This is a genomic window from Paenibacillus sp. V4I9 (assembly GCF_030817295.1).
In the GTDB taxonomy this organism is placed as follows: Bacteria; Bacillota; Bacilli; order Paenibacillales; family NBRC-103111; genus Paenibacillus_E.
The window spans coordinates 3,384,239-3,404,500 of record NZ_JAUSZE010000001.1 but is presented as its reverse complement, the minus strand read 5'-3'; the positions used below and the strand labels follow the sequence as shown (position 1 = coordinate 3,404,500).

Genomic DNA, 20,262 nt, shown 5'->3' with positions numbered 1-20,262 from the left:
CAAGGCCTTGGCAGTACGGACGGGGATGACACCTGACAAGAGCGGCACGCGGGTGGCGTGGAGTACGCTTACAGCGCAGGTCCCCATTAGGGATGAGAGACTCACTGATGTGCCCTCAGCGTATGTGCTCATTCCGCAGGAGCAATGGAGCAAGCAAGTCGATACGCTCTGGGTCGGACTGGCGGTTCGCGAGTTCGGAGATGTACAGGATAGCATTGAGACTCTGGAGGTAAGTGGAGGGCTCTGTGCGAGCGCCCGCGTGTACGGGAATGAGGCACACATGTGGCTTGTATATGATGCGATGTTTGCGTGGCTAGAGCAGTCGCCCGATTATGAGCTCGATCGGCGTGAAGGAGTACTCGGGATGGAGACGGTTCCGCTTGAACCGTTGAACGCTCTCACAATCCCCTATACGGAAATCGAAACATTCGACTTTACGATGCTATACCCGGTGCGCAAAAAGTCGGGGCTTTAATGCACAATTCAAAGAAGCCACTCCATGTCATTGGAGTGGCTTTATACTAAGGGGAGACAATAGTTAAATCTCATTAAGGCGCCTTGTGGCAGTCTTTTTTCAACGGGAGGTTAGCTCAATAAGAACCCGACGCAACTTCAGGATTTCCTTAGGCTGCATAGGACCGCTAGGGAACTATGCAGTGGAGGAGTTCGGCTCGAACCATGGTTTTTGATGTGACTAATGATAGCGGGAAATCAAAAAAGAACCTGGGTAGCTTTATCAGGTTCTTTTATATTGCATATAAACAGACACGATGATATAATCAAATTACGACTTTGACAATTTACATGGGCATAATTATTGTATCCTACACTTTAATAATACCATGCCGGTAAACTCTTGTCAAATGTTTTTTCTCAATTTAATGGTTAGGAGAGATATTGAATGAGTTCTTTGGTTCTCGGTTTTCAGGAAATGGAAAAAACGCAGCTTTTGCTCGTTGGCGGAAAAGGGTTAAATTTAGGGGAATTATCAAAAATTGAAGGAATACAAGTACCAGAAGGATTTTGTGTTACTACAGTGGGATATCAAAAAGCCATCGAACAAAACGAAACGTATCCTGCTTTGTTGGATCGACTAACAATACTAAAAGTAGAAGATCGAGCTCAAATTGGTGAAATCAGCAAGAAGATTCGACAAATCATTATGGAAGTAGAAATTCCTTCCGATGTTGTGAAAGCAGTTACTCACTATCTCTCCCAGTTTGGTGATGAACATGCTTATGCAGTGCGTTCTAGTGCGACTGCTGAAGATTTACCACATGCCTCTTTTGCTGGTCAACAAGACACCTATTTAAATATCATCGGCAAAGAAGCAATCTTGCAGCATATCAGCAAATGTTGGGCTTCCCTATTTACGGATCGCGCGGTAATCTATCGTATGCAAAATGAATTTGACCACAGTCAAGTTTATTTATCCGTTATCATTCAAAGGATGGTTTTCCCACAGGCTTCAGGGATTTTATTTACCGCTGATCCAATTACTTCCAACCGAAAGTTGCTATCAATCGATGCCAGTTTTGGACTTGGAGAAGCGCTGGTCTCTGGCTTGGTATCTGCCGATAGTTATAAAGTACAGGATGGGGAAATCGTCAATAAGAGGATTGCAACCAAAAAATTGGCTATCTATGGACGAAAAGAAGGCGGAACTGAGACAAAGCAGATCGATCCTGATCAGCAAAAGACTCAAACACTTACTGAACAACAAATTTTACAACTGGCACGCATCGGAAGACAGATCGAAGCATATTTTGGTTACCCACAAGATATCGAATGGTGTTTGGTTGATGATACATTTTATATTGTCCAGAGTCGGCCAATCACGACCTTATTCCCCATCCCTGAAGCGAATGATCAAGAAAATCACGTCTATATATCTGTTGGTCATCAACAAATGATGACCGATCCTATGAAACCACTGGGATTGTCTTTTTACCTGTTAACGACTCGTGCACCCATGCGTAGAGCTGGCGGAAGGTTGTTTGTTGATGTTACACATATGCTTGCTTCACCTGTCAGCAGACAAATGATCATAGATGCCTCGGGAAAATCCGATCCGCTCATAAAAGACGCACTCATGACCATCGTAGAGCGAGAAGATTTTATAAAATCGTCACCAGATGATGGTAAAAAAATACCTAGTTCCATTAAAAGCAATGAAGATATATCGTCTTCGGATTTTCAAGCACAAATCGAAAACGATCCGACAATCGCTTCTGATTTGATTAAGAGTAGTCAAACATCGATAGAAGAGTTAAAACAAAATATCCAAACGAAATCAGGATCAAATTTATTGGATTTTATTTTAGAAGATATCCAGCAATTAAAAAAGATTTTATTTGACCCACAAAGTTCGGCTGTGTTTATGACTGCTATGAATGCTTCATCATGGATCAATGAAAAAATGAACGAGTGGTTAGGTGAAAAAAACGTAGCAGATACCCTTTCTCAATCTGTACCAAATAATATTACTTCGGAAATGGGATTGGCGCTATTGGATGTCGCAGATGTGATTCGTCCTTATCCAGAAGTCATTGATTTTTTACAGCATATAAAAGATGATAACTTTTTGGATGAACTGATTAAGTTTGATGGTGGACAGGAAACTCAAGACGCTATCTATGCGTATCTCAATAAATACGGCATGCGATGTGCCGGAGAAATCGATATGACTAAAACTCGTTGGAGTGAAAAACCAATTACACTTGTCCCGATGATTCTGGGTAACATCAAAAACTTTGAGCCTAATGCTGGCAATCGGAAATTTGAGCAAGGGCGACAGGAAGCTTTGAGAAAAGAACAAGAGTTATTAGATCGATTGAAACAATTACCGGATGGTAATCGAAAAGCCAACGAGACAAAACGAGTGATCAGCCTAATCCGGAATTTCATCGGTTATCGGGAATATCCAAAATACGGCATGATTAATCGCTACTTCGTATATAAGCAAGCTTTACTGAAAGAAGCCGAACAACTCGTACAAGCCAACGTTATTCATGAAAAAGAAGATATATACTACCTTACTTTTGAAGAACTTCACGAAGTCGTACGCACAAACAAACTGGATTATCAAATCATCAGCAAACGAAAAGATGATTACAAATTTTTTGATAAACTAACTCCCCCACGTGTAATCACGTCTGATGGTGAAATCATTGCGGGTAAGTACAAACGAGAAAATCTTCCGGCGGAAGCCATTGTAGGTCTGCCTGTTTCTTCCGGAGTAATAGAGGGACGAGCACGTGTCATCTTAAACATGGAAGATGCTGATCTAGAAGATGGAGATATATTAGTCACCTCCTTTACTGACCCTGGCTGGACACCATTGTTTGTATCCATTAAAGGACTAGTCACCGAAGTTGGTGGACTGATGACCCATGGAGCAGTTATCGCACGTGAATATGGCTTACCAGCAGTTGTCGGAGTAGAAAATGCTACCAAACTGATAAAAGATGGGCAACGAATTCGCGTGCATGGAACAGAAGGGTATATCGAAATATTGTAATGGCTGAATACGTCAAGTAAGAGCCTCTGTTATAATGGACGGCATTAAATGCAACCTGTCATGGATAAAAGGGCGGTTACCCTGTTCGTCCTTTTATCTACCCATCTTAGTTAGGTAATTGGCAGTAAATTTATTGCAGTAATGGAAACGATAGCACAATAATAACACAGGCTGCCGAGATACTGAGATACTGGGCAGCCTGTTCAAGTAACGGGCATAAAAGTTTCGAGTTTGACGGTGCAAAGGAGCATTAACAATGAAGATTTGGGAATAAAAAGCGATAATAAATTCGGTGATTTTCAGCTTGTAAATTTCGAAAAAAAGGCGGTGTTTTTTTAAAGGCATTATGCGAGCGGGAATGAGATAAAGTTCTTGTCATCCGACAACTGTCGGGTGACAAAAACATTATCTCATTAATGGCCGCGGAATTCGCGGCTTTTCTGTTTTATGGGATAAAGTTCTTGTCAAAACCAAATGACAAGAACTTTATCCCATTCCCGATTCTGACAAGAACTTTATCTCATTCCCGACGGATGACAATAAAGGAGGTTAGGTCGGTTAAAATATAGCTGAAATCTGGACTTACTTTTAACGGGCAGGTTAGTTATAACTCAAATCGCATGGTAAAATGTGGATTAAGGAGGGGGTTTATGGGTTCGCGGTTGATGCATTTAATAATTGGTGAGATGGTCGCTTCTAGCCTTGCTGTAAGAAACAAGAGAGATTTTTTAATTGGTTCAATTGCGCCTGATGCTGCTTTCTCGTTTGAAAGGAAAGTTATTACACATTATTTCGAAGGAGATGTAGACAAAAGAACTAGGCAAGTAAATTATGAAAGATACATTGCTACATACTTATCTGATATAAAGGATGACTACTCGTTAGGATATTTGACTCATTTAATTTCCGATAACGTGTGGATGGAGTATATCTATTACCCATATGAATTGAAGCAGAAGCAAGACTTAGACCCGACCTTTTTATCAAGATGGCATTCAGATTTTAGAAAAATGAATACAAAATTACTTTGCCATTATGATATGGGATACCTAAAAGATTGGTTGGAGATTGATGCTCTCCCGAGAGAAATAGATTATGTAACTCAAGACGACTTACAAAAATTTATTGAAGAGATGTACGGAGATTTTGAAATTATAGAAAAAAATAAGGATTGCGAACTTGAAGTATATAATTTTGATGACATTATCGAATACATAAACTTATCGAAATCTATGGCTATTGCTGTCATTGAAGAAATTACTTCTGATTCCACACACGATTAAGCTAACGAGGAACGATAGTGAAGGAGCTTGCATAGCTGCAGCTCCTTTCTTTGTTCATTCAAGTAACGGGCAGTAGATTTAAGGAAATTTTATACAAATACTAAACTAACAATATATAATAAGAGAAAAATGGAGGACAAAATATGGCACTAAATTTTGAAACAACTCGTTTATTACTTAGGTTTTTTGAGTTATCTGATGCAAGAATGGTTCAACAACTAGCAGGCAACGAAGAAGTAGCACGCACAACTCTAGCAATTCCTCATCCTTACCCAGATGGTGCAGCGGAAGAATGGATTGAAAATGTTCGTCAATCCTCAGAAAAAGGGGATAGTTATGCTTTTGCGATGATAAAAAAGGAAGATGGATCATTGATTGGCAATATGAGTATGGGAGTATCTCGAAAGCATAAACGTGCTGAACTTGCTTACTGGGTAGGTCAACCATTTTGGGGGCAAGGATTTGCAACAGAAGCTGCTCGTAGGATCATTCAATTTGGATTTGAAGATTTAGACTTAAATCGCATTTTTACCGCTGCAATGACAAAAAATCCTGGGTCATATAAGATAATGAGAAAAATCGGTATGAAAGAAGAAGGCACTTTCCCTCAGCATGTATTGAAGTGGGGAATCTACGAAGATTTAGTGTTTTACGGAATGGTCAAATCAGATTATTTAAAAGAAGGCTTGTTAAGCTAACGAGGAACAATAGTGCAATGACGACATGGCTGCCGATAACAAGATTATCGAATAAATGTATACTCGAAATTATACAAATAAGGGGATCTGCTCATGCAAGGGTATAACGTTCTTATGATATATAGTAAAGATATGGATCGGCTGCTAATGTGCAAACGATTAAAGAACCCCTATAAAGGTTTAAGTAATCTGGTTGGCGGAAAATCGAGAGTGGAGAAACGGGGATTGAAGCTGCTTACAGAGAACTATTTGAAGAAACCAGCATTTCAAGAGAGGATGTAACTTTGCATCATGTAATGGATTTTAAATACTATTTGCATCATTGCTATGTTGAAGTTTATGTCGGCAAATTGAAGAGTAACGTCATGGTCTCAGGGGATGAAAATGAATTATATTGGTCTGATTTGAATCAAGATTATTTCGACATGACCCTATTTGCAGGTGAAGGAAATATAGGGCATATGATTGAACAAGTGAAGATGAGCAAAAGTATACTTCTAACTGATTAAACGCTTCCGCTCAACTAAGCGGAGAACGTTAGTTGAGTGAGACCTATAAATACATAGTTGTAACTACTACTTCACAACTTATTTGTATTTTAGCCTTTTTGTACCAAGCAACCACTTCAGAAATATATTTGTATTTTATTTTCACAATGAAACCAGCAATCCCTTGAGCTTGCTGGTTTCATTCACTTCAAAACTTATTGTCCTCCAACTTTCCGAGGGACGGGCAAAAATGTGCAAATATGATAATATGTATTTTAGATGTGGAATCGCTTACTATTACTAATGTATTGAAAAGAGGTAGTCACTTTGAAATTAGTTGGTGAAATCAATGAAATATACCGATATCCTATAAAGTCGTTTGCAGGAGAGAGTTTGGAAACTTGCGAAATTGATACGTATGGATTATATGGCGACCGTTATTGTGCCTTTTATGATGAAACAAAAGAAGGATGGGAAAGCTTTTTTACCGCTAGAGATATTCCAAACATGCTTACATATAAGACAAAACTTGTCGACGAGGTAGTAAGTATAACATCACCTGATGGACAAACCTTTAGCTGGAATGAAGATTTATTAGATGAAATCCAAAGATACTCCAAAAGAAAAATGTCAATGATGAGCTACAAAGCACCAAACCCTGAAAATCCTGAACTTATGTCTGTCGATATGGCTAGTGTCCTGATTATCACAGACGCTACATTACGAAAACTTGAAGCGATATGGGGAAAGAGATTAGATAAACGTCGTCTTAGAGCAAACTTAATTGTTTCATTAGACGAAAATGCATTTAATGAAAGCGATTGGATAGGTAGGCGATTATCAGTGGGTAGTGCAGAATTACAAATTGATATTTATTGTGAGCGTTGTTCAATGATTACAATCGACCCTGATACTCTTGAACGTGATACTTCTCTGTTAATGAAAGTAAATGAGGAGATGAATTTAAACGCAGGCGTCTATGCTTCAGTTAAGAGGACGGGACAAATTCAAGTCGGTGACAAGGTATATTTAGTTGATTAACTTAAAAACTAAATAAATGCTTATTGTGCTACCGCAGAACGATAGTTGAACATTCAATAAGACCAAGGCTGCCGGCATGATCGGCAGCCTTTCGTTCACCTAACGGGCAGTTTAGTTGAAAAGATTCAATGCTTCTAATAATAATTGACTCAAGAACATACGTTTGATATTGTGGATAATAGTTCCACAACACTTTTGGACCTGTTAGTGTTATATGTGAAGAGTGCAAAGGGATTTCGCATGTGGAGAAAAATTATATAAGGAGCCATGATTATATGGACTTGGAAGAACAAAGGACTTGGGGCGAAAACCATAAGGCATTAAATGAAATCATATTAAAGCCCCAAGAACATTATCAAGCGGTTCAGTTATTTCATTCTCTTCATGCCTGGATACATTCTTCAGCGGTTGAACAAACGGATAAACCAACATTGGAAGATGCAATTTTAAGCAACTTGGATGAAAACACCTTTAGAAAATATCCAGTAAATCTCCCTAATACAAAAAATTCGATTGCATGGCACCTATGGCACATAACTCGAATCGAGGATATGACTATGAATATTTTGGTGCTTAATGACCAACAAGTTCTTTATTCTGAAAATTGGTTTGAAAAAATCAATACAAATTTCACTCACTCTGGTAATGAAATGAGCGAAGAGGACATTGCAGAGCTCAGTTCAAGGATAAATCTCGAGTCATTAATAGCCTATAGAACAGCCGTTGGCAAGCAAACGCGAAAAATCGTGTCCACGATGACACCCGGACAGTTAAAAGAGAAGGTTGAAAAAACCAGAATCAAACGATTGTTTGATGAAAATGCAGTTACTGCAAGTGCTAATTGGTTGGCTGAATACTGGGGCAAAAAGAGTATAGCCGGTCTAATGCTTATGCCTGCAACAAGACACATTTTCTTACACTTGAAAAAGTGCATTCATATAAAAGAAAGATTAGATAAACGAACCAATGTAACAAAAAATTGAACTAACGCAGAAACAAGAGCTCAATAAACTACACCATGAGGCAGCGCGGATTTCGATAGGCAGCCTAGTTAACTTTAAGAGGGGACATGTCTAGTGAAGATAGGAATTGTTGGTGACTATAATCCAGAATTTCCATCGCAGATCGCTACAAATAATGCACTTATTCATTCATCTAAGAAATTAGGAGTCTCTATCGAGCAAAAGTGGATTCCTACAACTACTATTTCTGAACAAATTGATACCATTAAAGAAACATATCAAGGTTTTTGGATAGCTCCCGGTTTCCCTTATTCTATTGATGGGGTATTAAGTATTATTAAATTTTCTCGCGAAAACAATGTGCCTTTGTTAGGAACTTGCGGTGGGTTTCAATACATCATTATGGAGTATGCAAGAAACAAATTGATGTTGAAGGAAGCAGGACACGAAGAACGAGATCCTCACTCAGCTCAATTAGTTATTAGTAAACTTACTTGTTCATTATTTGGTCAAACAGGCGAAATTATAATAAAGAAACCTTCGAGAGTGTTTGAAATTTATCAAGAAACAAATGTAATTGAGCAGTTTAGGTGTAATTATGGACTTAGTCCAGAATACGAAGCTCAAATTCATGAAGCTGGATTTAAAATAGTTGGAACAGATTCCATGGGAAACCCAAGAATAATTGAATTACCAGAACACAATTTCTTCATCGGTACGTTATTTGTTCCACAATTAAAATCAACCTCGGAAACCCCACACTGCATCGTTGATTCCTTCATTGGTTCTGTAATTAATCAGGTTCAGAATAACCCTGAATTAAAGAAGAAAGGATCTGCCCATTGAACTAACGAGGAACTATAGCTCAATAACCAGCATGAGGAGGCAGCCGATTGAAACCGGCTGCCTCCTCCCCGCTAACGGGCACCCGAATTTGCGTTTATAGATTTAATGGAACATAGCTAATGTATAACATAAATGTAATTAGAAGGGTTTAAGGTGAGAATTTGGAGGAATTAATGAAGAGACTACTAATATATTTTCTTGTTTTTATGGTTATTTTTTCATTATGGACACTTATATCGCAAAGAGAAGCGAGACAAAAAGCTCTAGCTCACACAGGGGCAGGGTATTTTGAGGTAAAGAATACAAAGATTGTTTTAGATGAAAAAGGTGTATATTGGAAGGTTGCTGTAAGAGATAATTCAATAAAAGAAAAGCCATCAGAATATACTGCGAATGTAAGCTATATTACTAGTGAATTTAAATAGCTATGGCAGTTGCCACTACGCTAAACATTCCTGTTAGGGCTAAGAAATAGCCTTTGTCAAAAAAGGAGCGCCTCGGTATGATGGGTTTGTCGACGGGTTTGTAACCCAATACCATCAAGGAGGCGCTCTCACTATGAAGTTTAAACAAACAGACGGACAAAATCAACGTATTGAACGAATTACCACTTCTCATCTTGTTGTGGGCATCGACATTGCAAAGGAAACTCATGTCGCACAAGCGACTAATTTTCGTGGCATCGTACTTTCAAATCGTCATCTCACATTCTCAAATACAATTGAAGGCTTCGAAAAATTAATACGGTGGATCGATGGACTGAAACAGAAACACCGTTTACAGGGACTCATCATTGGCATGGAGCCGACTGGACATTACGGGTCAAACCTGGCTAATTGGCTTGCCGACAAGCATATACGTTGTCATGGTGAATCCGGCCACCACCAAAAGAAACAAGGAGAATCGCGACAATAGTCCATCTAAGAATGATCCGAAGGATGCGCTTGTCATTGCCGACGTAGTCAGCCGAGGATTTTACTATGAATACTCTCGACAAGCTGCAGTCTTTCAAAGGTTGCGAACAATGATGAGTGATCGGGAGTATTGGGTGACAAATAGTGTACGGCTGCAGAACCGAATCATCCGCTGGATAGATATTCGCTTCCCTGAGTATTTTTCTGTGTTTAAAGATTGGACCTGCAAACGCTCCTTGGCTACGCTTAAGGAATTCCCATTTCCGCAAGATATAGAGTCTCTGTCAGTATCTGAGGTGATCACCGCTTGGAGAGCGCATATGCAGCGAGCCGGTGGTTCCACTGGCATGCAGAAAGCTGCACAACTTATCTCTCTAGCTAAGCGAAGTGTAGGCGACAAGACTGCTTCCAATGAAGCGAATCAGGATTTACACCGACTATTGCAAGAGTTCGAAAGGATTGTTGAAATACTAGATGAAATTGAACAAGATATCCAAAAATTGCTCTGTGAAATTCCTATGGCCGATCAGCTTCGATCTATCAAAGGCCTAGGCTCAATCTGTACGGCAGCTATTCTTTCAGGTGCTGGTGACCTTAGACAGTATGCGCATGGGCGTCAATTATTGCGTAAAGCAGGCTTGAACCTAGCCGAAAGCACGTCGGGAAAACGTAAAGGACAGATCGTGCTTTCTAAAAGAGGCGATGCCACGCTGCGAAAATATCTATACCTGGCCACGATCCAGCTCGTAGGGAATAATCCTGTGTTCCGACAGTTGCATGAGAATAATGTTCAAATCAAGCATATGAAGAAGCAACAGTCTGTATTTAAACTGCTTGGAAAACTGGCACGAATCATCATTAGTATTGTTCAAAAAGGAGAAACTTTTTCTCCTGAGATAGCTGCCCCAACGTTTACGCAAGCTGCTTAAAACGAACTTAAAGATCACATAGATTGACTCATTCGCAGGATTTCAAAAAAGAAAGCACGGAGAACCGAGCTACTGCCCGGCAAGGGCTTCAGACCCGTCCGCTAAACGCTATCGGTCTCCACGCCTTGGTCAGGTGTAACGAAGGAATGTGAGGGCATAGACCCGTTGAGCCATGGGATGGTGAACACCAAGGAGAAAGTGGAGTATGCGTGCAGAAGAATAGACTTGGAGAAATGTTCCACACGTTTCTTCTGTTCCCGCATATCCAAACATGGAACGACGGTGTTTAATAAGCTTACTTTCTGGACGACAGCTGTTATACATGGCGATGAAATCCTGCGAATGAGTGAGTAAATGTGAGATAAACCCTTAAAACCGAGGGACGGGCAGTTATCTTCAATTACTTATGTTAAAATATGGTCATAAGTGGTCAAATCATCGAACGCAGTATAATGGTTATTAAGAAAATCAATGATCTTTATAATATTTCGATTGGATGCTCAGATAAAGATGAGATAGAACTATGGAAATGTTGAATTTGAATGGCGATGTATTAAAAATTTGCTAGTCATGATTAAGTTATCGGATACTATAGTTTTCTTGCCTTGATTACAAAAGTTACAGGAAGCATCTTTGCTTTTTTTTGCAAAATCGCTGTTATCGTCCCGCGATTGCATAATTTCATCATCAGATTGCTCAATCATTTGCTCAATGACAAATCCCGCTTTTGCCAACGCATTCACATAGGTTGATAGTTTACGGTCCGATAATGTTAGCGTACTTTCGTCAAGAGATACCGAATACCAAGATTCATCGAAATAACATTTTTTAAAAACAAGCATATTATTTTCTGCAACAACACATTTGTGTATAGGGTGAGACCAACTGAAAATAAATACGCCGTCTTTTTTTAGGTAAGATGTAATCCGGCAAAAAGTACCCTCAAGGTCGGTTGTCCAGCCTATGGCATAAATCGAATAAACAAAGTCAAAATATTCCTCTGGTATGCCACATTTTTCTTCCATGGGAGAACAGATTAATTTCGCTGAAAGACCGCACGCCGTCAAATATTACCGTGTCTTTTCGATTTGGTTTTCTGATATATCCATACCCCATAGTTCAGATGCTTTGCGTTCCCCCTGATATTGCAAAGATTGACCACTTCCACAGCCTATCTCCAGCATCTTTTTTCCTGAAACATCGCCAAAAAGTTGGCATTTTTCTTCTGAGACAAATGCTCCATAAAAAGGAAGTGCGGTTGCTCCTAAAACATCATTTCCTTTTGTATCCCAAAATAAGCTGTTTGTTTTATGAATAACTTTCTTATCCATGTCGACGGAGATGGCGACGCCAACCTCGCCAGCGCCTATAATGTTTGTTCTATAAACAGAATTATTGTCCATGCAGACACCCTCCCCAAAGATATAAATAATATGAGCCTAAACGTATATCCCGACTTGCGCGTTATCCCAATAACACATATCGAACACGAACACTCTGCGGTATTAACCATAGAATAAACTACCATTTTTCTATGAACAAATCCACCTAAAATCATCCATCCAGCGTCCATTTGAGAAATACTACTCGAAAAAACAGTAAGGATGTATATAAGAAGGAACTAGATGGAGAAGTTGAAGATTTGATTGTTGAACTTAACTTCAAATCAGGGGTAAAGGTGAATTCACCAGGCTCATTGCGCTAACGAGAAACGATAGCGTAAAAGCAAACCATCATCCGCAAAAATTTCTGTAAAGAAAAAAACCATTAAACTCTAAAAAAAGAGTAGATGGTTTTTCTTTTTATGTATGTGCATTTGTTGGAAGGTAAACACCCTCGCCATATTTCCTGTCTACCATATACTGTTGATAGAAAGAAAAAGGAGGTGCAAGCAATGTCAAATCAATTTCTTGATTTACGAATCTCTGAAGCTAGTAATAGTAGCACAAGTGTTTCTCCAGTCCCTATCACACCTGCTCTTTTTGGAGATATTGGTCTTCAAACGGCAGCTGCTGTTGGAACATCGAATCAAAACAGTGTACGAGTAGCTTTGTGGGGAACAGTTGGAGTAAGTGCTTCTAGTGCAGGCTCTATTACAATCACTGTTGAAAGAAACAGTGGCAACACACCTGGTTCAGGCACCTTGATATACTAGTTACTGAATTAGCTGCTGATGCACTAAATCGCATTGTTACATTCCATGCAGATGACTTCCCTCCTTCAGTTGTAGTAACTGATCAAATTCGCTATACCATGTTTGTGGGTGCATCTGTAGCAGGAATTACACTCGATGGACCTATCAGCTTCGGTGGAATCGCATCAGCAGGTACTACAGATGATGTACCACCCGGGCCTCCCGAACCTGAAGGTTTCATTTATGTAGCCAACTTCAATAATAACGATGTTTCTGTGATTGAAGGAGCAACGAATACGGTGATTGCTACTATTCCTGTTGGGGGTAATCAAGCGGGAGTAGACGTAAATTCATTAACGGACCGAATCTATGTAGCAAATAGGGCCAGTGATGATGTTTCTGTAATTGATGGAGTAACCAATTCGGTGATTGCTGTCGTTCCAGTCGGAGATGAATCAGGGGACGCAGGGGTCAATAGTGCTACGAATGCCATTTATACAGCAATTTTAATTCAATGGAATTAACTGAAGACGTTACCGTGATAAGCGGATTGACCAATACGGTGGTTGCTACAATAACCATCCCCGGACTCAATTTATCAACGGGGATAAGCGCAAATCCATTAACTAACCGTATTTATGTATCCAATTTCACCAGTAATACGGTTTCAGTAATTGATGGTGCAACCAATACCGTGATTGCTACCGTTCCTGTTGGAACTACTCCGGGTGCAGTGGGGGTTAATCCTTCTACGAATGCGATTTACGTACCAAATCGGGATATGGATAATGTTTCCGTCATTAGTGGATTAACGAATACCGTGATTGCTACGATTCCAGTCGGGAATAATCCAAATGGCGTAGGCGTCAATCCAATAACCAATCGTATTTATGTAACCAATCAGGATGATAATACTGTTTCCGTGATTGACGGAGTAACCAATACGGTTATCGCTACCGTTCCGGTGGGAGCTCGTCCATTCGCCATTGGAGTAAATCCGTAGAATGCCTTGGGCATCAGGTAACGAGGTAGGGAGCCTTGGTCATGATCTTAAATAGGCGGTGATTTATATGATAGAAGTTCGAACAACAAAAGATTTATTGGAACAGTTGTCAAACATGAGTAAAGAGAATTCTATATGCCAAGTCTTTATTCCGGGAAAAGGAAAATTTACGATTGTACTTCAACAGGAAGACTATCGTTCTACTGTACCAGTTATTCATTCAAATCCGTATTTAAAACAAATGGTCAGTGACAGTATGGAAGCAGAGAAAGAGGGGCGCGCCAAGTTAGCATCTGAATTAGTGAGGAATCCTTTTCTCTAAAGTCAAATACCCTCCATAAAGATGGTAAAGCCTCTCACTAATTTATCTTAACCGTTCCGCTCAAATTTGAATTTTGATAGAAGCCCTGTATCAAGCAATCTATCCGAAAAAATGAAAAGAAAGTGGCCCAGTAGGACACTTTCTATATGGACTTGCTTTTTACACTTTTATATCCGTTGATACTGCTAATTCTACCCATTCAGAAACCTGTTTGCTTATTAAAGCCACTTTGGTATGGAATACTTCTTGTGCATCGGTTCCCAAGCAATTCATAGGCAGTGTGGACATGATTCAGAGTGTAATTCCTTAATTCGAAATATTTTCAGGTGGCGGTTCATTTCTTGAATCGTTCACCTACCCATGAAACAAATGGCGGATTACAATTCTAGAGGCTTATTAAGAAGGAGTATAAGATAAACTGGCGCTAAATGAGAGTTGGGTGATATCAGCTGCTGAGGGATCAGTTTCAGCAAGCGTCCTTACACGAATACCAATACGATCACCCGCAGCAACTACTAATGAACCCCCAACATTTATATTCGTTGCGGTTCGGAAACCGGATGGGTTTCCAGGTATAATGACCGTATTCGGAAATCCGAATCTAACCGAACTAGTCAGCGGAGTTGTCACGTAAGGTGAAGAACTATGATCAATCCCATTATTAGGAACTGACGGTGCGAGGAATACTGTAAAATCATATTGAAGACCGAGCGTATTAATAGAAGTCACAGAAGCAACCAATAAATCTGCACTTATTTGTAAATTTTGAACGGTACCCGCAAAGGGAATTGGGAAAGCAAAACCACCTGCTTCCGGTGGCATCGTTGATTCTCCAGTAGCGCCAATAACTTCAACCGTGTGACTACCAAAACCCATTAAAATTGGAGCAGCTGATACTACTGTAGCACCACTTATGATGATACCCGTTGAAAATGGAATTAATCCTCCTCCTGGTGGTCCTGCCGGACCAGTAGCTCCAATTGGACCAGGTATACCTTGAGGTCCTGTTGCTCCTGCTGGCCCTGCTGGCCCTGCTGGCCCTGCCAGTCCGGCTGCGCCAATTGCTCCTGCAATTCCTGCCAGTCCAGCTGGTCCGATTGCTCCTGCAATTCCCGCAAGACCAGCTGGTCCAATTGCTCCTGCAATTCCCGCAAGACCAGCTGGTCCAAGTGCTCCTGCAATACCTGCAAGACCAGCTGGTCCAAGTGCTCCTGCAAGACCAGCTGGTCCAGCTTCGCCAATTGCTCCTACAAGTCCTGCAAGACCAGCTGGTCCTAATGCTCCTGCAGTTCCAGTGGGTCCAGCTGCTGCTATTGCTCCTCCAAGTTCTTGAAGCAACTGCGGTCCTTCTAGTCCTGGAGGTCCTTGGGGCCCTCTAGGTCCTTCTGGTCCTGGAGGTCCTGGTGGACAATTACATCTTCCCATAGTCTCATCTCCCTATTATCAAATGTAATTTATCATATTAAAAACAAAAAAAGATAAACACACCAAATACCTATCAACTGAAATTTAGGCTAATAGAGTAATACATTCGCTGATTTTCTACTCATCTATGTTCTTGTCCCATAGCAATATGTCTATTCTGGCATTAGATAATAAAAGAGATCGATGGCTAGGGAGAGATGAGAGTGGTGAATCGTCCATTAATAGGTATTATGGTAACTAAAAGGAACAGTAGAAAAAGAATTTTGGAGCTTTATCAACGTTATCACAATTTAAACCTGAAACTATACGCCTTTACATCGGCAGATATACTTTGGAAGGAACAACGTATTATTGGACTTAGCCTGAAAAAAGGCGTATGGAAACAAAGTTCGTTTCCTTTTCCTCATGTCGTCTATAACCGCTGTTTTAACAAAAAATCAGTAACCATTCAACGACTAGAGAAGGAGATTGGTAGAAACAAATGTTTCAACAATATCAATTTTTTTAATAAATGGGATCTCTATAACCTATTAAAACAGTCAAATCTTAAACCCTATGTACCAGATACATTTATCTATAATGAAGTGAATGTATCAGAACTATTAGAGAAATATAAACTAGTATATATTAAGCCTTCTTACGGATCTAAGGGGGAGTCTGTGTATCGGGTCGAACTAAAGGATAATGGAGATAGTCACATCTCTTTGAACAGCTTGGCTCCAAGATATATTTGCAGAAAAAATGAAGGCATTCAGGAAAAATTGGATGTACTCAGACTAAAGAAATACATGGTTCAGCAGGGGATTCGTATGAGTCAACTTGATCATCAGTATTTTGATATCCGGGTACTTGTCCAAAAAGGTATTCTTGGAGAATGGACGGTTTCAACCATTACATGTAGAGTGGCTTATGAACATTACTTTAACACGAGTATGTGTGAAACCATTTATGATGTTGTTGAAATTCTTCCGCGGTTAGTTTCGCCGGAAAAAATCAATGAAATCCTCCGATCTCTGAATGAGATAAGTATAAAGGCCGCACAAGAAGCAGAAAGTCATATGGGTTCATTGGGAGAATTGAGTGTCGATTTTGTATTAGACGAACAAAGAAAGTTATGGATTATTGAACTTAACGGAAAACCCCAAAAAGATATATACGAAAACCTTAAGTGTTATAAACGCAAAATTTATAGTAGACCGATGGAATATGCTTATTATCTCTCTAAATTTGAGAGATAATAAGTTTTTTTCGAAATATGTATGTTTCGCTCATGATTCTGCAAAACCACACGTTTTTAATTTTCCACCAGAACCGACTCACATAGGCATTTCTTTTCGAATATACCTATTGTGAGTTTTGATTTCTGTTGACCGCTCTAACGGGGAACAATAGCACAATCACCAATTGCCTTTTTAGAAAGGGAACATAATGGACTTTTTAGGACGTGACTGGACTGAATTAGCTGTTGCGTGGCAAATTCAAATTATTCAAAGAAAAGATGAAGAAATACTTAAAGACATCGACGAAAAATTAAATGGAGCAATCAGTCTTAACGGAGTCCTAGATAATAATGTGATTGATGATGCTAGAAAATTTTTTGGCTCCTTTACAAAAAATGAAACGTTTAAGGTACCACTCTTTAAGGGATTGTTAGCCATTGAAGATCCTCATACATTCATTAAGTGCTTTAGATTGTTACTTCCTCATATGTGGGTCTAAGAATCCCAGTCCATTGAACTAACGCAGAACGATAGCTTAATCATCATCAGGAATAGGCTGCCGAGCAAATTGATCGGCAGCCTTCTCAGTTAAACATTCCTGTTAGGGCTAAGAAATAGCCTTTGTCAAAAAAGGAGCGCCTCGGTATGATGGGTTTGTCGACGGGTTTGTAACCCAATACCATCAAGGAGGCGCTCTCACTATGAAGTTTAAACAAACAGACGGACAAAATCAACGTATTGAACGAATTACCACTTCTCATCTTGTTGTGGGCATCGACATTGCAAAGGAAACTCATGTCGCACAAGCGACTAATTTTCGTGGCATCGTACTTTCAAATCGTCATCTCACATTCTCAAATACAATTGAAGGCTTCGAAAAATTAATACGGTGGATCGATGGACTGAAACAGAAACACCGTTTACAGGGACTCATCATTGGCATGGAGCCGACTGGACATTACGGGTCAAACCTGGCTAATTGGCTTGCCGACAAGGGCATATACGTTGTCATGGTGAATCCGGCCACCACCAAAAGAAACAAGGAGAATCGCGACAATAGTCCTTCTAAGAATGATCCGAAGGATGCGCTTGTCATTGCCGACGTGGTCAGCCGTGATTTTACTATGAATACTCTCGACAAGCTGCAGTCTTTCAAAGGTTGCGAACAATGATGAGTGATCGGGAATATTGGGTGACAAATAGTGTACGCCTGCAGAACCGAATCATCCGCTGGATAGACATTCGCTTCCCTGAGTATTTTTCTGTGTTTAAAGATTGGACCTGCAAACGTTCCTTGGCTACGCTTAAGGAATTCCCATTTCCGCAGGATATAGAGTCTCTATCCGTATTTGAGGTGATCACCGCTTGGCGAGCGCATATGCAGCGAGCCGGTGGTTCCACTGGCATGCAGAAAGCTGCGCAGCTTATCTCTCTAGCTAAGCGAAGTGTAGGCGACAAGACTGCTTCCAATGAAGCGAATCAGGATTTACACCGACTATTGCAAGAGTTCGAAAGGATTGTTGAAATACTAGATGAAATTGAAAAAGATATCCAAAATTTGCTCAGTGAAATTCCTATGGCCGATCAGCTTCGAACTATCAAAGGCCTAGGCTCAATCTGTACGGCAGCTATTCTTTCAGGTGCTGGTGACCTTAGACAGTATGCGCATGGGCGTCAATTATTGCGTAAAGCAGGCTTGAACCTAGCCGAAAGCACGTCGGGAAAACGTAAAGGACAGATCGTGCTTTCTAAAAGAGGCGATGCCACGCTGCGAAAATATCTATACCTGGCCACGATCCAGCTCGTAGGGAATAATCCTGTGTTCCGACAGTTGCATGAGAATAATGTTCAAATCAAGCATATGAAGAAGCAACAGTCTGTATTTAAACTGCTTGGAAAACTGGCACGAATCATCATTAGTATTGTTCAAAAAGGAGAAACTTTTTCTCCTGAGATAGCTGCCCCAACGTTAACACAAGCTGCTTAAACGAACTAAATGATCACATAGATTGACTCATTCGCAGGATTTCAAAAAGAAAGCATGGAGAACCGAGCTACTGCCCGGCAAGGGCTTCAGACCCGTCCGCTAAACGCTATCGGTCTCCACGCCTTGGTCAGGTGTAACGAAGGAATGTAAGGGCATAGACCCGTTGAGCTATGGGATGGTAAACACCAAGGAAATTGTGGAGTATGCGTGCAGAAGAATAGCACTTGGAGAAATGTACCACACGTTTCTTCTGTTCCCGTATATCCAAAAATGGAACGACGGTGTCTAACAAGCTTACTTTCTAGAGTACAGCTGTTATACAAGGCGACGAAATCCTGCGAATGAGTGAGTAAATGTGAGATAAACCTTTAAAACCGAGGGACGGGCAGTAGAGTGGAATATAAAGACTGGAATTCTGTAAAATTATGGAACTTTCGTGAGTGTTGAACGTCTAAATAATATTAGTAACTTACAGGAATGTGGTTCAATGGAAAATAATAACGAAACCTAGCCTGAAAGTAAGTAAACAAAACGGCAACCAACGATATTGACAAACGGTTTCGCAAGTATCTGAAAAATGTTAGGGGGGTGATGATTAATATGGGGAATATCGAGCAACTCATTATGAATATCATCATGTTTCTTTTTTCCAAGCATAGGCGTTTAGTGTTTACTGCATTCAATCAATCGAAATATTATGATGCGGTAAATAAATTAAAAAGTCATGGCATTTCCTATCGCAGCCGAATAACAAGTCATGACACGGGTACAGTGGGTTCAGGCAGAAATGATAACAGCCAATACGACATCTATGTCAAAAAGGATGAGGTATATCTCGCGGAGAAGGCTATAAATAGCTAGCGGTTTAATAATAAAAAATGCTGTTGTACGGCAGCATTTCGTTGAGCTAATGGGAAACGATAGTTAAACGAAACAAGGAGCCGCGGAAGCTGCTCCTTTTGTCATTAAGCTATTGGGCAGTAGAGCGTGGAAATTAGACCCATAAAAAAAGCCCATGTTATGGTAGTATTGAATTAGGCTCTTTAAATGGCGAGTATATCCGAGGTGTGCAAAATGGACAATTGGGTTTCTTTATCAAGTGAACTATATCGGCTAGTATGGGATAAATTTTATGAACATTTCAATTTTAAACCTAGTATTCATAGTAGTGATTGGCCTTCCTTTAGTTTACCATCTCCTTACATTACTTATAAAATAACTAGTTACATGGACGATGACATAGACGATTTAGAGAGAAAGTGTGTTGCATGCCTTAAAGCAGTGACTGAACCAGACGAATATCTGTATGCCTTAGACTGGCAACACGAATCGTTTCAATATAATCCTCATTTGGGTCCACCGAGTACTATTTCCTTTTATCCAGATGGTGATTATTATCTCTTTATAAATAAACAAGCGGACTCTAAACATTAAACCAACAGATCAATATTGAACAAATAACACAGAATGGCTGCCGCCAATAAATCCGG

The 20,262-nt window shown here is 40.0% G+C and carries 20 protein-coding genes and 3 pseudogenes; 21 read left to right on the top strand and 2 right to left on the bottom strand.

Annotated features, from left to right (window positions below):
* The first annotated feature begins 52 nt into the window (after positions 1-52).
* The 12 genes and pseudogenes from QFZ81_RS37585 (at position 53) to QFZ81_RS15850 (ending at position 11,035) form a co-directional block, all read left to right on the top strand.
* On the top strand, positions 53-475 hold the full coding sequence (locus QFZ81_RS37585) for a hypothetical protein (RefSeq protein WP_307442770.1): 423 nt from the start codon (positions 53-55) through the stop codon (positions 473-475).
* A gap of 426 nt (positions 476-901) precedes the next feature.
* Positions 902-3,520: a phosphoenolpyruvate synthase gene (gene ppsA / locus QFZ81_RS15900; protein ID WP_307603486.1), complete on the top strand. Its 2,619-nt coding sequence runs from the start codon at positions 902-904 to the stop codon at positions 3,518-3,520.
* Positions 3,521-4,170: 650 nt separating this feature from the next.
* Positions 4,171-4,803, top strand: a complete 633-nt coding sequence (locus QFZ81_RS15895) for a zinc dependent phospholipase C family protein (protein ID WP_307442772.1) — start codon at positions 4,171-4,173, stop codon at positions 4,801-4,803.
* Positions 4,804-4,946: 143 nt separating this feature from the next.
* A complete protein-coding gene (locus tag QFZ81_RS15890; RefSeq protein ID WP_307442773.1) occupies positions 4,947-5,501 on the top strand; it encodes a GNAT family N-acetyltransferase in 555 nt (184 codons plus the stop codon).
* Positions 5,502-5,594: 93 nt separating this feature from the next.
* Complete coding sequence (locus tag QFZ81_RS15885; RefSeq protein ID WP_307442774.1) at positions 5,595-5,783, top strand: hypothetical protein; 189 nt, start codon at positions 5,595-5,597, stop codon at positions 5,781-5,783.
* Entirely contained in the window at positions 5,705-6,010 is a 306-nt protein-coding gene (locus QFZ81_RS15880) for an NUDIX domain-containing protein (RefSeq protein ID WP_307606921.1), read from the top strand. Before QFZ81_RS15885 ends, QFZ81_RS15880 begins: the two co-directional genes overlap by 79 nt.
* 306 nt (positions 6,011-6,316) lie before the next feature.
* Positions 6,317-7,030, top strand: coding sequence for an MOSC domain-containing protein (locus tag QFZ81_RS15875; protein WP_307442775.1), 714 nt, complete (start codon positions 6,317-6,319; stop codon positions 7,028-7,030).
* A gap of 275 nt (positions 7,031-7,305) precedes the next feature.
* A complete protein-coding gene (locus tag QFZ81_RS15870; protein WP_307603484.1) occupies positions 7,306-8,013 on the top strand; it encodes a DinB family protein in 708 nt (235 codons plus the stop codon).
* Between the two features lie 93 nt (positions 8,014-8,106).
* A complete protein-coding gene (locus QFZ81_RS15865) occupies positions 8,107-8,838 on the top strand; it encodes a CTP synthase C-terminal region-related (seleno)protein (protein ID WP_307603482.1) in 732 nt (243 codons plus the stop codon).
* Positions 8,839-9,011: 173 nt separating this feature from the next.
* A complete protein-coding gene (locus tag QFZ81_RS15860) occupies positions 9,012-9,263 on the top strand; it encodes a hypothetical protein (protein WP_307442780.1) in 252 nt (83 codons plus the stop codon).
* 133 nt (positions 9,264-9,396) lie between these two features.
* Positions 9,397-10,681: pseudogene (locus QFZ81_RS15855) on the top strand (IS110 family RNA-guided transposase).
* 165 nt (positions 10,682-10,846) lie between these two features.
* The gene (locus QFZ81_RS15850; RefSeq protein ID WP_307442781.1) at positions 10,847-11,035 is read left to right on the top strand and encodes a hypothetical protein; all 189 of its coding nucleotides are present in this window, start codon (positions 10,847-10,849) and stop codon (positions 11,033-11,035) included.
* Between the two features lie 235 nt (positions 11,036-11,270).
* Here QFZ81_RS15850 and QFZ81_RS15845 read toward each other — a convergent pair.
* Positions 11,271-12,084 (bottom strand): annotated as a pseudogene (locus QFZ81_RS15845) (class I SAM-dependent methyltransferase).
* Between the two features lie 491 nt (positions 12,085-12,575).
* Between QFZ81_RS15845 and QFZ81_RS15840 the strand changes: the two are divergent.
* The 4 genes from QFZ81_RS15840 (at position 12,576) to QFZ81_RS15825 (ending at position 14,140) form a co-directional block, all read left to right on the top strand.
* Entirely contained in the window at positions 12,576-12,836 is a 261-nt protein-coding gene (locus QFZ81_RS15840; protein ID WP_307442782.1) for a hypothetical protein, read from the top strand.
* 98 nt (positions 12,837-12,934) lie between these two features.
* The gene (locus tag QFZ81_RS15835) at positions 12,935-13,339 is read left to right on the top strand and encodes a YncE family protein (RefSeq protein WP_307442784.1); all 405 of its coding nucleotides are present in this window, start codon (positions 12,935-12,937) and stop codon (positions 13,337-13,339) included.
* Positions 13,330-13,818: a beta-propeller fold lactonase family protein gene (locus QFZ81_RS15830; RefSeq protein WP_307442786.1), complete on the top strand. Its 489-nt coding sequence runs from the start codon at positions 13,330-13,332 to the stop codon at positions 13,816-13,818. The genes QFZ81_RS15835 and QFZ81_RS15830 overlap by 10 nt, the downstream gene beginning before the upstream one ends.
* Positions 13,819-13,885: 67 nt before the next feature.
* Positions 13,886-14,140 carry a hypothetical protein gene (locus QFZ81_RS15825; RefSeq protein ID WP_307442787.1) on the top strand — a complete coding sequence of 85 codons (255 nt, stop codon included), beginning with the start codon at positions 13,886-13,888 and terminating at the stop codon, positions 14,138-14,140.
* A 396-nt stretch (positions 14,141-14,536) separates the two neighbouring features.
* On the opposite strand, the gene QFZ81_RS15820 is transcribed toward QFZ81_RS15825, so the two are convergent.
* Positions 14,537-15,565: a hypothetical protein gene (locus QFZ81_RS15820; RefSeq protein ID WP_307603480.1), complete on the bottom strand. Its 1,029-nt coding sequence runs from the start codon at positions 15,563-15,565 to the stop codon at positions 14,537-14,539.
* A 197-nt stretch (positions 15,566-15,762) separates the two neighbouring features.
* Here QFZ81_RS15820 and QFZ81_RS15815 point away from each other — a divergent pair, with 197 nt between their 5' ends.
* From QFZ81_RS15815 to QFZ81_RS15795, 5 genes and pseudogenes are all read left to right on the top strand, one after another.
* On the top strand, positions 15,763-16,803 hold the full coding sequence (locus QFZ81_RS15815) for a YheC/YheD family endospore coat-associated protein (protein ID WP_307603478.1): 1,041 nt from the start codon (positions 15,763-15,765) through the stop codon (positions 16,801-16,803).
* 190 nt (positions 16,804-16,993) lie between these two features.
* Entirely contained in the window at positions 16,994-17,284 is a 291-nt protein-coding gene (locus QFZ81_RS15810) for a hypothetical protein (RefSeq protein WP_307442792.1), read from the top strand.
* Between the two features lie 202 nt (positions 17,285-17,486).
* Positions 17,487-18,772 (top strand): annotated as a pseudogene (locus QFZ81_RS15805) (IS110 family RNA-guided transposase).
* A 600-nt stretch (positions 18,773-19,372) separates the two neighbouring features.
* Positions 19,373-19,633: a hypothetical protein gene (locus tag QFZ81_RS15800; protein WP_052229134.1), complete on the top strand. Its 261-nt coding sequence runs from the start codon at positions 19,373-19,375 to the stop codon at positions 19,631-19,633.
* Between the two features lie 186 nt (positions 19,634-19,819).
* Complete coding sequence (locus tag QFZ81_RS15795; RefSeq protein WP_307603476.1) at positions 19,820-20,206, top strand: DUF2716 domain-containing protein; 387 nt, start codon at positions 19,820-19,822, stop codon at positions 20,204-20,206.
* The last annotated feature ends 56 nt before the right edge of the window (positions 20,207-20,262 follow it).